Origin of the sequence: Candidatus Villigracilis proximus (assembly GCF_016717045.1) — a bacterium.
GTDB lineage: Bacteria > Chloroflexota > Anaerolineae > Anaerolineales > Villigracilaceae > Villigracilis > Villigracilis proximus.
The window spans coordinates 155,437-170,518 of the sequence record NZ_JADJUO010000011.1 but is presented as its reverse complement, the minus strand read 5'-3'; the positions used below and the strand labels follow the sequence as shown (position 1 = coordinate 170,518).

18 protein-coding genes, 1 tRNA gene and 2 pseudogenes are annotated in these 15,082 nt (G+C 44.9%); 20 read left to right on the top strand and 1 reads right to left on the bottom strand.

The window, feature by feature from the left end:
• The first annotated feature begins 659 nt into the window (after positions 1-659).
• From IPL71_RS14110 to IPL71_RS14070, 10 genes are all read left to right on the top strand, one after another.
• Positions 660-1,622 (top strand): DNA methyltransferase family protein, encoded by a 963-nt coding sequence (locus IPL71_RS14110; protein ID WP_345322604.1) that lies wholly within the window; start codon positions 660-662, stop codon positions 1,620-1,622.
• Positions 1,622-1,873: a hypothetical protein gene (locus IPL71_RS25995; RefSeq protein ID WP_514130789.1), complete on the top strand. Its 252-nt coding sequence runs from the start codon at positions 1,622-1,624 to the stop codon at positions 1,871-1,873. The genes IPL71_RS14110 and IPL71_RS25995 overlap by 1 nt, the downstream gene beginning before the upstream one ends.
• 164 nt (positions 1,874-2,037) lie before the next feature.
• The gene (locus IPL71_RS14105) at positions 2,038-2,592 is read left to right on the top strand and encodes a restriction endonuclease subunit S (RefSeq protein ID WP_345322602.1); all 555 of its coding nucleotides are present in this window, start codon (positions 2,038-2,040) and stop codon (positions 2,590-2,592) included.
• A complete protein-coding gene (locus tag IPL71_RS14100) occupies positions 2,565-3,221 on the top strand; it encodes a hypothetical protein (protein WP_345322600.1) in 657 nt (218 codons plus the stop codon). The genes IPL71_RS14105 and IPL71_RS14100 overlap by 28 nt, the downstream gene beginning before the upstream one ends.
• Before the next feature lie 158 nt (positions 3,222-3,379).
• Positions 3,380-3,730: a hypothetical protein gene (locus IPL71_RS14095; protein WP_345322598.1), complete on the top strand. Its 351-nt coding sequence runs from the start codon at positions 3,380-3,382 to the stop codon at positions 3,728-3,730.
• 13 nt (positions 3,731-3,743) lie between these two features.
• The gene (locus IPL71_RS14090) at positions 3,744-4,202 is read left to right on the top strand and encodes a hypothetical protein (RefSeq protein ID WP_514130788.1); all 459 of its coding nucleotides are present in this window, start codon (positions 3,744-3,746) and stop codon (positions 4,200-4,202) included.
• 129 nt (positions 4,203-4,331) lie between these two features.
• Entirely contained in the window at positions 4,332-5,048 is a 717-nt protein-coding gene (locus tag IPL71_RS14085) for a hypothetical protein (protein WP_345322594.1), read from the top strand.
• Between the two features lie 158 nt (positions 5,049-5,206).
• Positions 5,207-5,716 (top strand): hypothetical protein, encoded by a 510-nt coding sequence (locus IPL71_RS14080; protein ID WP_345322592.1) that lies wholly within the window; start codon positions 5,207-5,209, stop codon positions 5,714-5,716.
• A 426-nt stretch (positions 5,717-6,142) separates the two neighbouring features.
• Complete coding sequence (locus IPL71_RS14075; protein WP_345322591.1) at positions 6,143-6,490, top strand: HAD family hydrolase; 348 nt, start codon at positions 6,143-6,145, stop codon at positions 6,488-6,490.
• 52 nt (positions 6,491-6,542) lie between these two features.
• The gene (locus tag IPL71_RS14070; protein ID WP_345322589.1) at positions 6,543-6,755 is read left to right on the top strand and encodes an HAD-IA family hydrolase; all 213 of its coding nucleotides are present in this window, start codon (positions 6,543-6,545) and stop codon (positions 6,753-6,755) included.
• A 24-nt stretch (positions 6,756-6,779) separates the two neighbouring features.
• Here IPL71_RS14070 and IPL71_RS14065 read toward each other — a convergent pair whose 3' ends face one another.
• Entirely contained in the window at positions 6,780-7,052 is a 273-nt protein-coding gene (locus tag IPL71_RS14065; RefSeq protein ID WP_345322587.1) for a hypothetical protein, read from the bottom strand.
• On the opposite strand from IPL71_RS14065, the pseudogene IPL71_RS25990 reads away from it, so the two are divergent.
• The 10 genes and pseudogenes from IPL71_RS25990 to IPL71_RS14020 all read left to right on the top strand — a co-directional run.
• Positions 6,954-7,499: pseudogene (locus IPL71_RS25990) on the top strand (polyprenyl synthetase family protein); the annotation flags it as partial. The gene IPL71_RS14065 and the pseudogene IPL71_RS25990 sit on opposite strands and share 99 nt — an antisense overlap.
• Before the next feature lie 154 nt (positions 7,500-7,653).
• Positions 7,654-7,725, top strand: a tRNA-Gly gene (locus tag IPL71_RS14060).
• A 112-nt stretch (positions 7,726-7,837) separates the two neighbouring features.
• Positions 7,838-8,233, top strand: coding sequence for a response regulator (locus IPL71_RS14055; protein ID WP_345322585.1), 396 nt, complete (start codon positions 7,838-7,840; stop codon positions 8,231-8,233).
• A complete protein-coding gene (locus IPL71_RS14050) occupies positions 8,226-8,678 on the top strand; it encodes a response regulator (protein ID WP_345322583.1) in 453 nt (150 codons plus the stop codon). Before IPL71_RS14055 ends, IPL71_RS14050 begins: the two co-directional genes overlap by 8 nt.
• Before the next feature lie 7 nt (positions 8,679-8,685).
• Positions 8,686-11,124: a GAF domain-containing protein gene (locus IPL71_RS14045; RefSeq protein ID WP_345322581.1), complete on the top strand. Its 2,439-nt coding sequence runs from the start codon at positions 8,686-8,688 to the stop codon at positions 11,122-11,124.
• Positions 11,010-11,306: pseudogene (locus tag IPL71_RS14040) on the top strand (GAF domain-containing protein); the annotation flags it as partial. The gene IPL71_RS14045 and the pseudogene IPL71_RS14040, both read left to right, overlap by 115 nt.
• 54 nt (positions 11,307-11,360) lie before the next feature.
• Positions 11,361-12,182 (top strand): GAF domain-containing protein, encoded by an 822-nt coding sequence (locus IPL71_RS14035; protein WP_345322751.1) that lies wholly within the window; start codon positions 11,361-11,363, stop codon positions 12,180-12,182.
• A gap of 60 nt (positions 12,183-12,242) precedes the next feature.
• Positions 12,243-12,437 carry a hypothetical protein gene (locus tag IPL71_RS14030; RefSeq protein ID WP_345322579.1) on the top strand — a complete coding sequence of 65 codons (195 nt, stop codon included), beginning with the start codon at positions 12,243-12,245 and terminating at the stop codon, positions 12,435-12,437.
• 134 nt (positions 12,438-12,571) lie between these two features.
• Positions 12,572-14,158, top strand: a complete 1,587-nt coding sequence (locus IPL71_RS14025) for a GAF domain-containing protein (protein WP_345322577.1) — start codon at positions 12,572-12,574, stop codon at positions 14,156-14,158.
• Positions 14,151-15,038 (top strand): hypothetical protein, encoded by an 888-nt coding sequence (locus IPL71_RS14020; protein WP_345322575.1) that lies wholly within the window; start codon positions 14,151-14,153, stop codon positions 15,036-15,038. The genes IPL71_RS14025 and IPL71_RS14020 overlap by 8 nt, the downstream gene beginning before the upstream one ends.
• The last annotated feature ends 44 nt before the right edge of the window (positions 15,039-15,082 follow it).

Here is a 15,082-nt window from a genome sequence, read left to right as displayed (position 1 = left end):
CCTTGCTGAAGCTATTTCTTCTTATTATGGAATAAAATAAAATACCTGTTTATAGAACTATAAAACAGGTATCAACAATCGAAACTTTACTACTTCCTCTGAATAAATTGCGCCGCGTCGAGGGCGGATATCTTCGTCCACCGCCTGTTGATGGAACACTTCGCTGAAATGTACGTGGAAGATAACGCCTAATTTGCGCGAGCTCCGCGTGATGAACAAACGCCAGGAGTTTTTATGGGTGCAGGAGAAGTTCGCGGGTGAGTATAGAATGAACAACATCGTCTGCCAAGAGCGCATTCCTGACGCATATCACGACTTTAAGGACATCGAAGGGTTTACAATGATGGTAACACTAGACGAAATCCGCCAGTGGCATAAACTGCTAAAGAGATGAGGCTCATGGATACAGAAAAATCCTCTTATAAAATTCTTGTAAATACGCTATTAAATCTTGGATATCCAGAGTCTTCAATCCAATCTGAGGTTACGACTCTTTATGGAAGGCGAGCAGATTTAGTTGTTTATGAATTTAATAAACCCAAAATCGTGTTTGAAATAAAGATCCCGTACGGTTTTCATCTATAACTGCGACGCTTGAAGCCGAAGATAGACTGAAGTTTGATCCAACAGTAAGGCAGGCACAACAGTTGGCGCAAGAAATGAACGCCCCATACTTTGCTGTGTCAGACGGCATTGCTATTTTATGGTTTGACGTTGACCAAGAAACAGGACGCCCGCGACTTTTGACAAATCCTGTATTGCCAAAAGTTATAGAAGACGTAAATGTAAAAATCACTAAAAATCAAATACTGAAGATTTTATTTGATTTAGCAGATTTTAGTCGTGGCTACCTAACAGCTCAAGAATACTCACTTCGAGTTGGCGTAGTTTTACTGGCTCGTCTATTGGCAGAAAAAGGCAATTCAAAATTAGAAAATTTGCTACTAATTGAAAATTCAAAACTTGAGGATTACGATAAAGTCCTTAAGAATTTGGATATTCATACTTATGAAAGTGACATTAAATTTTACAAACAAGCATTTTTCGAACTCAATAAGATTAGTTTATTCGAAACACCTCATGCCGACTTCATTGCTGCTATAAATGATTTTATCCAACTTGCTGTTGGTAAACACAAACTTGGGGAATTTAAATTGTCAAAATGGATATCTGATTTCTTGGCAAGGTTATTACTTATAAACACATCAGATAACTTGTTAGATATTTATAGTAATTTTGGTGATGGCGTTTCTGCTATTAACAATTTATCCAAAGACGCCCGCGTGGTAAGCACGACCTCAAACAGTACATCCTATGTGTGGGACAAAGTAAAAAGATTAATCTTGGGACTTAATCCTGATGATGTTTTTTATACACCTAGAATATCTACTAACGAACAAATAAAAGTTTTAAATCAGTCAATTAAGTACTATGACAAAATCTTGGTGTCACCTCCATTTGGAGGAAGACCATCCGAAAACGAAAACACTGCATTTCGAAAAAGTGAAGAGGTTTTTATCGATCTATCTCTCAGGATGGTAAGACCAGGCGGTAGAGTGGTTACTGTCGTGCCTGAGAATTTACTTTCTCGTCAACAAGCACATATTTTCGAAACTACTTAATTGAGTCCGCTTGGATTCGAGCAATCATTAGCCTTGAACAATTCCTGCCAAACATTGGAATTAAGGCAAGCATAATTGTGATGGATAAAAAATCCAAGGAGAATCGTGCCGGAAATATTTTGATGAGCAGAATTACCAGAAAAGATATTGAAATATTTTCTGATCCCGATTCGTCTTTATTAGACAGTAACCATATCAAGAAAATTCTCAATGTATGCTACTCACATACAAAACAAAGTATTGCAATCTGAGAAATCTATCTGGTTCACATCGATAGATAAACTTGAAATTCAATCTTGGGCTGTAGATTATTATGACCCGTCTAATCAAATTGACATTAACACAGAGTACCCACTTTTTCCTCTCGATCAATTGGCTTCTCTACGCAAAGGCTCTCCATTAACATTAGACAAGCATGGAACTTTGCCAGTTATTGGTCCTGGCGCTTTACGTAGTTTCTCAATTGATTCTGCAAAACTTGATAAAACCACGAAAGACAATCTTTCCAAGAATCCAGTTGTTTCCACAAATAAACGATATTCTAATTCATGGAGTTGGAACATATCGTGGGCAAGCCGCGCTTGTCGAGCCTGGTCTTGAGAATTGCTTTATTAGTCGAAATATTATTGTTTTGAGGGATATTTCTTCGATTGTTTTGCCATCTTATCTTACTATCGCCTTGAATAGTAACTTTGTGAAAAAACAACTTGAGGACAGAGCAACTGGTTCTGTTTTTTCTCAGTTTTCTGTTGAAAAACTTAACGACCTGCAAATTCCAATTCCTGATCTAGAAAAACAAAAAAGGCTGGTCGAAAAGATTTCAGAGACTCGTCAAAAGCTATTAGAGTATGAGCAGCAAGTGCTAATTGTGCAATCATCACTTAAAGAACAACAAAATCATTTGCAGAATATTTTAGAAAATATTCATTTAGGTGAGGGAAAATGCCTAACCCATTGCAAACCTACTTAAACCCACCCCAAACAGTCGCACTATATCAGGGAGTGGTGCAACTACTTGGACAGGATGAAATAATTTTCCTTTCAATGTCTCTTATAGCGCAGAGAAGAAGATTTGCTTTTGATTTGCCAGTCAATCTTGGTGAGTATCCACAAAAACACCAAGAAATCGAAAACTCTTTTACTCGGTATCATAATTTCCCCGACAGACAGGGATTATTTTTTGACCTTATCAATGAAATTCAAACCCAACTTCAGATTAATGGACAAGACCTCCACGCAAACAGGCTCAGAGATTTTGTTAGCATAGCCACAGCAAAAGATTTCAATATTCTTATTAGTGGAGATTGCGCATGGATAGTCGAATGGTCAGTTGCCAACCCAAATGATTCAACGGATGAAAGAAAAATTCCCGCTACTGTCTATCAAGGGGTTTGGAAATGTGATTCCTGGACTGTATTGCAATATCTGAACGGCGGGATTTTGCTTCCAAACAAAAGTCATATGCGACAGCATTGGCTTTGTTATCTATTGCAGTGGAGGCTACGCTTCGAGATGTTCTTTCAACCAGAGGCTACACCTTTACGCTGCGAGCAAACAAGCAAGATATTTACGACTTCTCAAGAGCTTTGGTTCATGTAAATGGCGCAAATTACACGATTAACCTTTCCTGACCCAATGCCAAAACAGACTACTGAATTGAATACTTCATCAGGTGGGGTATTGCCAATTGAGATCGCGTACGACGAGATGGAAACCCTGCGCGAGAGGATTTGTTGATAAGAGCGCCGCAGTTTTGATTGATCATTGGTCAGGAAATCGAATTATCCAAACCAGCACAAACAAATAGTGTGGACGGATTAGGAGAAGCACTGCGAATCGCGCGAAGCGTAGAAGGTGTAGTTACACCACTCGACTTACCTATTGATGTTGATGATGTAGTAAAGGCGGTTCGAAATAACTTAATTCATCTTTCGAGTGATTCGATGGATGTAGAATTGCCTAAATTTGCTTCATTAAACCCAAATGGCAAGTTTACGGTAAAAGATTTTATCGACAAGCCTAATCTTGTCTTTGACTTTGTGATTGATATTCCAAGATTCGTAAACGAACAATACGTAAAGTTATGGAAAGCAGGAACTCACATTTAGCACGACCCAGAAAATTGACGCTGGCTTCGTCTGGCGCACAGGCGTCGTGTTGAAAATCGGCGAGAACAAAGCCCTGGTCAAGGCGGATATTGAAGATCGCAAGATCACCATTGCTATTGATGGAGTTGAACACACAAGGCGAGATGCCCTGTCCGCGATACGGTATCAGTTGGATGAGATTCATGATTCGATCAAAGGGCTGAATCCAGAGAAATATGTTCCCGTGCCTGGAGCGCCAGACGCTGATCCGCTGGAATATGAGACTTTGTTGATGATGGAACGAGAAGGGATCGAAACTACTCACGTAAAAAGTGGGCGGAAATTAATTGCAATTAACGTTAGTCAGATGTTGAATGGCGTTGAGAGTGAATATCAACGCCAACAGTACGGCAATGTGACAAACATTAACATTGGTGGTAATGTTTCCATCAGTACTATAATTGTCGGCGGCGAAAACGAAATAAAAAAATAAAACATGAATTCAAGGGAGTCCAAAATGAGTAAATGTCCGCGCTGCACTATATTAGTCAAGTTTCCTGACGATCACAATGGAAGATGGTACAAATGCCCCGACTGCTACTCGTACATTCGAGAGCTTAGTTTGAAAACAAGCGGCCTGACACGGGTGGATTTAGGCAGATCAACTCCAACGGGGATCGTACCAGTCCCAACCGCCTCAGTGATCGTTAAGCCCGCAATTCGTATCTCCACGATACCAAGGAATGTCATCCCTGTTCCCCAATCTGCTCAGCAAAATCAAACAAGAACAAGTTCTCCAGCGCCATCACAAAATGCTTCTCTGGGAGGCACATCCAATTCTTCTCAAGCGGCCAACGCCGGAAGAAACTCGTTGAGTTTGGAACAAATAAAAACAGGGCGGAAACAGGTTATGGATGAGATCGCCAGCCTTGAAGAACAGCACGCGGGTTTGTTGAAAGATCTGACAAAAGAATACACTGACGACCCCACGTGGATTCCATTTATAGCTGCAAAATTACAGGAAACAGAACAAAGCAAGCTGCTATTATTCGGGAGACTTCAAGAATTAAACAATCTTGAAACCGCCAACCTTTCCAACAAAATTCAGGAATTAAATTCAAAGCTCGAATCCCGGTCTGCCAGCAACACGCCCACTTATATAAGTACAAGCCGCGATTCAATCCATTTCGGATACAGTGCATTCCCGGGGATCGGCGCCATGATCTGGTTCACCCTGTCGATGGGGATTCAACAATGGGAATTTACAACCCTCCTGATGATGGTCGGTACCGGAATTGGCATTGCATTCGCCGGCTGGATCACAGGACGAGGCTGGTAAACATTTCCCATCAACAGCGAACAAACTGTATAATCACAACCATGACAACTTAAACCTCCATCCTCCCTCCTACTAGCGCAACATCCAACAAAAAAGAAGCCTGGACACAGGACTTCTTTGTATTGGCAAATCCCCGTTGTGCAAAACAGGAGACTGAAATGGATACCATCAAGTTTGTCATCGAGAACTACGTCAACGAAGAGTTCGACTACGCCCTCCCCACCATCAACATTTACATCAATGACCGTGACCTGATCGATCTGATCAGCGAGGTTGAGCACAAGTTGTTTACAGCAGACAGGAAAACAATTGTCCGCTCAAGTTATATTGGCTATGAAACTGTCAACTTCGAGAGATTTCACAGGGAAATGCAGGGCCGGAAAACATATCCGCGCAGCGTTCTGTTGACATGTACCTGCACCATTCCGGAGTGCAACTGTATCATGGCCGATATTTCCATCGAAACAAAAACCGTAACCTGGAGTGGACTGAAAAGTCCGTGGCTAGGCGGAGCAACTCCTAACGCCTTTATGGAAGAAGCAGAAGCGCAGGCGTTGGGTTGGGAACCTCTGAGCTACGCCGAACTGGGACCCTTCATCTTTGACCGCGAGCAATATTTTTCGGTGCTGGAAGAAATAATCAGCGAAATACAACGGCAAAAGCTGTAATACACTTTCTCCCCCTCCCCCCCCCCCCCCCCCCCCCCCCCCCCGCGCCCCCCTGCTCCCGCCCCCCGGGTGTCCCCCCCCCCCCCCCCCCCCCCCGCCGCCCCCCCGCGCCCCCCCCCCCCCCCCCCCCCCCCCCCCCCCCCCACGAACCGGCTGCCTTTATGACCTCAAGGACTCAACGGCGGGCATCTTCCGCAAGTGGACAAAGAAGTATGGCTTTCTCAAAGTAGGTTGACACGTTTTCAATTTTGTAGCGAGGCTTAACGCGAAAATTCGCCTGGTTGGCGTTTTTCGCGTTAAGCTTTGTCGACTTTGAGAAAGCTATAGACAGAGAAGCGCGATGCAGCAGATGGTTCCACCGGCTCTGGTGGATTTGAGTTATGGCGATTGCACGAACCATAAATAAAACCTGCTAAAATAAATCCCATGACCTCACACATTCAAGCCATCATCTTTGATTTCGGCGGCGTACTCGTCGGCTGGGATCCACGCAATTTATATCGCCGCTTCTTTCCCGATCAACCGCAAGCCATGGAGGATTTCCTCGCAGAAGTTGACTTCATGGAATGGAACGCACTGCAAGATAAAGGACGCCCGTTTGCGGAAGGCGTCGCGATCCTTTCAGAACAATTTCCACATCATGCAGATTTGATCCGCGCCTATCATGAGAATTGGATCGAATCGATTACTGGCCGTATCGCAGGCACTGTGGAAATTCTGCGCACGCTCAAAGAAAAGGGATCCCCTATATGGATTAAGCAATTGTTCGGCTGACACCTTCCCAATCGTCCGCGATGAATTTGATTTCCTGCAACTATTCGACGGCGTGATTCTTTCGGGTGAAGTAAAACTCATCAAGCCGGAACCAGCTATTTTCGAAGCGTGCCTGCAAATGGTCGGCAGACCCGCAGAAGTCTGTCTGTTCATTGACGACTCACTGCCCAATATTGTCACCGCCCGCAGCTTGGGATTCGATACCGTTCACTTTGAATCTCCCGAACATCTAAAGAGCGAATTACAGGCACGTCAACTTTTATAAGCCCACACAGAGGACCTCATGAATCTAAAACAACACATTGAAATCATGCTGCCCGAGATCGAGCAGGAATTGCAAAGCCAGGTGCGGCGCCTCGATGCACAACGCACCCTGCCCTTTCACGAGATGCTCACCTATCACATGGGCTGGACAGGTGAAGGCGCCGGCAAAGAAGCCACCGGAAAAAGAATCCGCCCGCTGATGGTTTTGCTTGCCGCTGCATCCACTGGCGCAGAGTGGAAGAACGCACTGCCCGCCGCCGCCGCTGTTGAGATGGTGCATAACTTCAGCCTCGTGCATGATGATGTGCAGGATAATTCAGACAAACGCCGCGGCCGATTTACCGTGTGGAAAAAATGGGGAGTGCCGATGGCGATCAATGTCGGCGATGCGATGTTTGTCATTGCCAATCAGGCAGTGATGGACTTGATCAAAACGCATCAAGCCCTAACCGTTGTGCGGGCTGCCACGATTTTGAATGATACCTGCCTCGATCTGACTCGCGGCCAATTCCTCGACATGTCCTACGAAGAACGCACAGATCTCAGCCTTGAAGATTACTGGCCGATGATCGGCGGAAAAACATCTGCCCTGCTTTCGGCCTGTACACACATCGGCGCATTACTTGGAAATACAAACGAAGGGGAACAGGAAGCCTATCGCCAATTTGGTTATCATCTCGGGCTTGCCTTTCAGGTGCAGGATGACATCCTCGGCATTTGGGGCAACGAAGCCGTTACCGGAAAATCTGCGGCCAGCGATCTGGTGGAAGGAAATCCATGCTTGAGCTGGCGAACATGCTGCTTAAACGGAAGCAGTAAACAGGTCCAGTTTGAACCGATGCTCTTCATTTACTTGACATGCCTTTTCGGCGTAGCGTATAATACTTTGCACGTCCCAAGCGGGTGTAGTTCAGTGGTAGAACGCTTGCTTCCCAAGCAAGATCTCGTGGGTTCGATCCCCATCACCCGCTCAAATTATTAGTCGAGGTTGGGGTGCCTCGACTTTTTATATATTATTTGTAAGGTTGCTGTCATGTGGGTGTTTTTACCTTACGAGTAAAATTTGAGTCGGAGAAAATCGGTATGATGCCAGATGAAAGAAAAGGTACTATACTGTACGTGGAAGATAATCCTGACAACAGAAATTTAATACGCAGAGTTTTAAATGCGGAGGGGTATTCTGTTGTTGAGGCTATTAATGGAAAGCAAGCCATTGAAAAGCTTGAAAGTAATTCTGTTGATCTGATCCTGATGGATATCAACATGCCAGACATGGACGGTTACACGCTTACCGCCAAGATCAAAGCAATTCAAAAATATTCAAAAATCCCTATTGTTGCGGTTACTGCCAATGTAATGCGCGGCGATCGCGAAAAATCACTGGAAGCAGGATGCGATGGCTATATTCAAAAACCAATTGACATTGACGCACTCGCCCAGCAGATTGAGCGATTTATCATAAGGAGCACCAATGACTGAGCAAACACCTGCTGTTTCTGATACACAACCCATCCGCAAACCTACGATTCCAAAAGACGCAGCGGTATTGGTTGTGGAAGACAATGTTTCCAATTTTGTGCTGATCGCGCGCATGTTGGGGTATTTGGGAATCCATTGTGAATGGAAAACATCAGGCTATGAAGTTGTGGAATACGCAGATACGCTGCCGCGCCTTGATCTAATTCTGATGGATATTCGCTTCCCCTATGAAGATGGCTACGGCGCGTTGAAAAAAATCCGCGCTTCAGAACGATTTAAGACTGTACCAATCATTGCCGTAACAGCCGAAGCCAGCGTTGAGCAAATGAACAAGGCAAAAGACTCTGGATTTGACGGCTTTCTGGGCAAACCCCTTGATCCAGACCGCTTCCCTGACCAGATCCGCCGCATTTTGAGTGGAGAACCAGTCTGGGAGTTTAGTTAACTCTGCAATGACAGTAACTCATACGACGCCCAAGCTTAACTCAAAACAAAATAGATTTAAGGGCAGTCTGGCAGGGACCCTTGTACGAACGCTCTTGATCTTTACCTTCATTCCCCTTGCCTTAATGGCAGGGGGCGCTTACTTTCGCGCACGCACTCTGCTGCGCGAACAGGCCGTTGCGCAATCGCAAAACCTGCTGAGTACTCAGCTAAAATTGATTGAGGATGAAGTTAATAACAAGGAAGAACATCTTCAACATTTAATTGAAAGCAGCGATTTCACGATCTTGATTGAACTCGCGCTTCATGCCAATCCTCAAAGCGCTGAATTCCGAAAAATTCGCGAAAGTTTTATCAAAGAGTTTCAATCTCTAAATGCGCAAGCCGACAGCCCCGCTTTCAATCAATTTATTCTATTGGATTCAAGCGGAAACATCAAAATATCCAGCAATACCGAATGGCAGGGTTTGACTCTCAACCCATCCCTGTTCGCTCAAACTTCAGATAAATATCGTTCAAAATTTTTATATGGGGCGTCCCCGCTTTACAAAGATCAATTTATTCTTGTTACGACGCTAAATTATCAAACAGACCGCGGCTCCACCATTGGAACTTTGATCGGAATTACAGAGAAGGAGAATTTACAAAGCCTGATTCAGCCGTTGAACGGCTTGTCTCCACTGGCCGATGCTTATTTTATTCTTCCAAACAATCAAATTATTTACAGTGACCAAAACGCAAAAGAATTCGTGCTTATCACTGACACCTCGGCTTCACAAAGCAAACTCACTTCAAAACTTTCGCAATTAATTCAGAAGGAAAGTTTACAGTCAGAGGCGTTGGATGTTACTGCGCCCAATGGCAACGCCGCACTCGCACAAATTCAATGGTCGCCTGCCATTCAAGCCGGTGTCGTATTGGAAACAAACGCAGTTGAAGTATATGGTGACGTGACAGGTTTGGCTCCCTTCACAATACTGTTGATTTTGGCAACTTTGGCAGCCACAGGTCTTGTGTTGCTGTTCGGTGTTAACCGCGTAATCAAACCCCTGCGCACGCTTTCCGAGATCACACAGGGATTCGCCGAGGGTGATTGGGATAGACGCGCGGAAGTTTTAAGTAACGATGAAGTGGGTCTGCTCGCCAGTTCTTTTAATCACATGGCCGACGAGCTTGGTGGTGTATACCGCTCGCTTGAACAAAAGGTTGACGAACGCACACGCCAGGTTCACACAGCGGCGGAAGTGGCACAAAGCGTCACTACGTTATCAAATCTTGACGAAATGTTTAACAAAACTGTTGCGTTGCTCGTGGAGCAATTCGGCTTTTATCAGGCGAGTATCTTTATGCTTGACCGAAACGGGAAATACCTTGAGTTCAAAACAGGGTTCGGGTCAGCATCAAAGGAATTGGCTGAAAAGAAATTCAAATTGGAAGCCTCGTCCACATCCATCATGGGATGGGTAAATACATACAACCAGGTACGCGTTGCATCTGATGTTTTGGATGATGAATTCCACTTAAAGAATGAACTGCTTCCCGAAACCCGCTCCGAAGCTGGCGTGCCAATTTCTCTTGGAAACACAGTCATGGGTGTTCTGGACGTACAAAGCACACAGCCGGATGCTTTTAATTCCGAAGCGATTGCCATGCTGCAAACGCTGGCAAGTCAACTTGCCACGGCAGTGCAAACTGTAGGGTTAACAGAAACCAGCCAGATCAATCTCGAAGAACTTGCACGCTTATACAGGTCAAGTCAATTGATCGCCGAAGCAGGCAATGAAAGTGAAATTATTGAAGTCAGCGGGAAAATTCTGCAAGACGCGCCCTACCCTGTTGTAGTCTTCCGATTGAAAGATGATCAACTGGAATTGTATTCCTATTCAGATGCCACCAGAGGTACAGAGTCGTTTGTTGAGCTTTCAAAATACACTCACGTAAACTCGGAAGAAGTTGAGAAATATCTCGAAAACGGGACAGTGATCGCCATACCAGAGCAGGAGAATATTCCTGCCGCGTTAAAGATTGTGGCACAAAAGCTAAGTTTTGACAGCGTGGCATATATTCCGGTAAAAATATATGGCAGGACAAGCACCATTATTATGGTGGGGATGCGAAAGCAAATCCTTTCAAGCGGATCAATTCAACCCTACACCGGATTTGCAGATTTAATGTGCATTGCACTGGAAAGAGCAAGTTCAATGCAGCAAACGGCAAGAATCTTCGTGAGGTTGAAACTCTGGCCTCAATCGGCGAAATTATCTCTGTCTCTTCAGATCTGCATGCCTTTTTCGATGCACTACACGCCATTATCAAACAAATCATTGGCGAATATAGCTTTATGGTCGCTTTGTATGATGATAAAAGCAATACGATCAGCATTCCTTACAGCCATGAAAACGATCAGTTCATGTCGATTGAACCATTTCCACTTGGAGAAGGATTAACATCCATTCTAATTCGCAGCCGCCAACCTTTGTTACTCGTGGAAAACACAGAACGCAGAGCTGCCGAATTGGGTGCAAAGATCCAGGGCAAGTCAGCCAAATCCTGGATGGGCGCTCCTATGCTTATTCAAAACAAACCGATTGGCGCCATCATCATTCAAGATACAGATAAGGAATTGGCTTTTACAGAAGATGACTTTAAGTTTTTCATCACTCTTACCAGTCAGGTAGCAGGAGTGATTAACAACGTCCATCTGCTGGACGAAAGTCAACACAAGGCCATTCAATTGGAAACTGCAGCTGAAATTGCACGTGACATCAGTGGGTCGCTCAATATAGATGAACTTTTGATCAAAGCTGTAAATTTTATCCGCGAACGATTTAACTTTTATCATGCCTCCGTTTTTCTGCATGATCTGCCCGGAGAGTTTGCTGTCATCCGCGAGTCCACGGGCGAAGCCGGGGCACAAATGAAACGCGCCGGATACAAGATCGGCATCGGATCAAAATCCATTGTTGGTTTTGTAAGCGGCAAGGGTGAATTACTGGTAGTCAATGATACAGCCAAAGATGCCACCTATTATGCGAATCCATTATTTCCAGATACACGCGCAGAAGCAGCCATCCCGTTAAAAGTTGGTGAACGCATCCTCGGCGCATTGGACGTACAAAGTACAAAATCCTATGCTTTTTCTGATGACAATCTGCGAAGTTTACAGATCCTCGCAGACCAACTCGCCATTGCCGTGGTTAATACTGAGTTGTTTGCAGAAACTCAGGAACACCTTTCACAGCATCGCCTTTTACATCACATCACCACCACAGTGGCATCTGGAACCACACTGGAAGAAGCGCTGGAAAGCGCAGTCAATGGATTACAAGTAACCCTGGGCGGAGACCGCGTAACGATCATGCTTGTTGATCGAGAAAAGAAAAATCTTGAAGTCAAAGCCTCCATGGGCTACGCAGAAGAGATCAACAAGGTTCGTGTCCCAATCGGCAGCGGTGTTACCGGCTGGGCGCATCACACAAACGCCCACTGCGCATCAAGGACGTAGCCGCAGACCCACGTTATATTCTAGTCAGTTCAAACACACGTTCCGAGCTGGCTATTCCATTTGATCTATCGCAATGAATTGCTGGGTGTTTTAAATGTGGAAAGCGAACAAATCGACGCGTACACTGAAAACGACGAGGAAATGCTCGGCACTCTTGGAGGAAGCCTTGCGGCCATTATCGCAAACGCCCGCCTGCTGGAGCAGATCCGCGTGCAAGCTGAACGGGAGCGCTTGATCTTACGAAGTCACAAGTAAGATACGCAGATCAACTGATATTCAATCCATTATGATGACAACCGCCAGCGAATTAACGCGCATTACCGGAGCACGTTACACAAAACTGCAAGTAAAGCCCGAAAACGATCAAAAAGGAAAAGAAGGCTCTTAATATGGCAGGTATTTTTTCAACCAACAAAGCCTTTAGCCCGGAAGAATCAACACGCACACTATATAAGAACTGGCGTGAAAGTTTTGCGCTTCCTCTTCTGATAGGTGTACTTATATTTGGTGCATTTCTTTTGATCCCTGCGATTAATAGTGTAAAAAGCTCGATTGTAGGAATCGTCTTCATTGCAACTTACGTATCCACGGGCATCGTAACATTCATTCGCTTTTCCTATTCAATTCGCATGGGTGTTTTTCTGCTCAACATTTTTGTGCTGGGACTAAGCGAACTGGCAACCCACGGCATCCTGGGAGACGGCATTTTCTTTTTTCTGGGATTGATTATTTTCTCCACCATGCTTCTATCTCCAAAAGCGGGGATCATTGCAATCGTGTTAGACATATTGGCATGTATCATTTTCGGATTTTTAATGCTGAATGGAACACTGCTTCCAATCAATCCGAATGCCGTTCCAACCAGGCTGGATGATTGGTTAAGCGCAAGCGGCGCGATCATCATGTTCGGCGCGGTAATTATTTTTGGGTTTCAACGTCTGGAAAATGAATTTCTCGATGCCCAAAGGCAAATTGACATTAACCTCAGCGTCCTGCAAGATGAACGCAACAGCCTCGAAGATAAAGTTAATGAGCGCACGATAAAATTAAAAAGAGTTAATGAAATTGGCCGTACAGTGACATCCATTCTCGACCCTGATGAATTACTGGCGCGTGCCAGCTACTTAATTGGCAATGAGTTTGAATGTTATTACACAGCTGTCTTTTTAATAGACATCACAGGTCAATGGGCTGAGCTTAAAGAAGCCACTGGAGATGCAGGCAAAGTACTGCGTGAAAATAAGCACCGCATTGATATAAACGGGAAAAGCATAATTGGGGCGGCGATACGCACCAGACAGGCACGCATCGCACTGGACACCGGACCTGATCCTATTCGCTTTGACAATCCCCTGCTCCCTTACACCCGCTCCCAGATCATATTACCGCTCGCAGTAGGCGAACGGGTCATCGGCGCATTGGAAATGCACTCCACAAAGGAAAATGCGTTTCTGCCTCAAGATGTGGATACCTACCAAAATATGGCAAACGAAGTATCCATCGCCCTTGAAAACTCGCGTTTATTCAAAGAGGCGCAGCAAAGCCTTTCTGAAATGCGCGCTACACAGCGTCAATATCTACAAAGTGCATGGTCTTCTCTGACCGCCGAGCAAAACCTGGAATATGCCATTGGAGATAATGAATCTTTGGGAAGTGAAATCGAAGTTCCGATTACACTTAGAGATCAAATCATTGGACAGATCCAACTAACTGCCAACGAAGAATGGACGCTGGAGCAAAAAAATCTTATAGAATCCATTGCCACACAAGCTGCGCTTGCACTGGAAAATGCGCGCCTCGTGGAGGAAAGTCAATCCATTGCTTCACGCGAAAGAATGGCGAACGAGATCATCGCAAAAGTATGGGCATCCACCACAATGGACAGCATTCTTCAAACCACCGTCCGGGAGCTTGGCAGGGCATTGGAAGCCGCAGAAGTGGATATTGAAGTCTCCATGGATAATAAAAATGTTTAGTACAGGCCCGGCATCTCAGAAACCCGCCCAGGACTCAGTTGCTTCAGCCGCCTTTAACTACAAAGGGTGGCGCGAAAAATTTATTCTGGTTATTCTGCGCATTTCATGCGTCGCGGGTATTGCACTAATAGCTTCCTCCTATTCAACAGCAACACTAAACGACCGCATTCTATTTATCGGCCTGTATCTCATTCTGCTTGCAGTTTCCATTCTGCCTGCCACTTATAATATTCGAGCATACACGTTACTAATGATGATCTTTGCGGTTGGGGTCAACGCAATTCTGGCCGTGGGACCATGGGTTGATGGAAGTTTATTCCTATTGATCTTTGTGGTTTTATCCGCCCTGTTATTCGATAACAGAATGGAACTACTCGCTCTGATCGCCAGCATTGCGATACTAACATCCATTGCCGTATTACAACAGCTAGGATCGTTTGAATTTACGAACAAAAGCGCACCCATCACAACCATCGCAGACTGGGCAATATATGGCGCTGATTTTCTCGGTGTCAGCATTACCCTCATTGTCGCCATCAGGCTCTTTAAAAATGAATTTGCAAAAGTGATTCAGCAGACGCAATCCACACTTACAACGCTTATCTCTGAGCGCGCGCAATTGGAACTAAGAGTGCAGGAACGCACGGAAGAAATTGAAGCAAGAGCAATCCAACTGCGTTCCTCCACAACCGTAGCGCGCACTGTTGCAGAAATTCAAAGCATTGGTGAACTGATGGAAGCGGCAACAAAGTTAACCTCGGAACAATTTAGTTATTATCACGTCGGGCTTTATTTGCTTGATGAAGGAAAAGAAACGCATTCCTGCAATCTGCATCATCGGCCGTCGGAAAAACCTCATTGGACAGGGATTCCGCATTGAGCCCGACAGGCGAAACGCAGTTCATTTGGTTGTCGAACAAAACC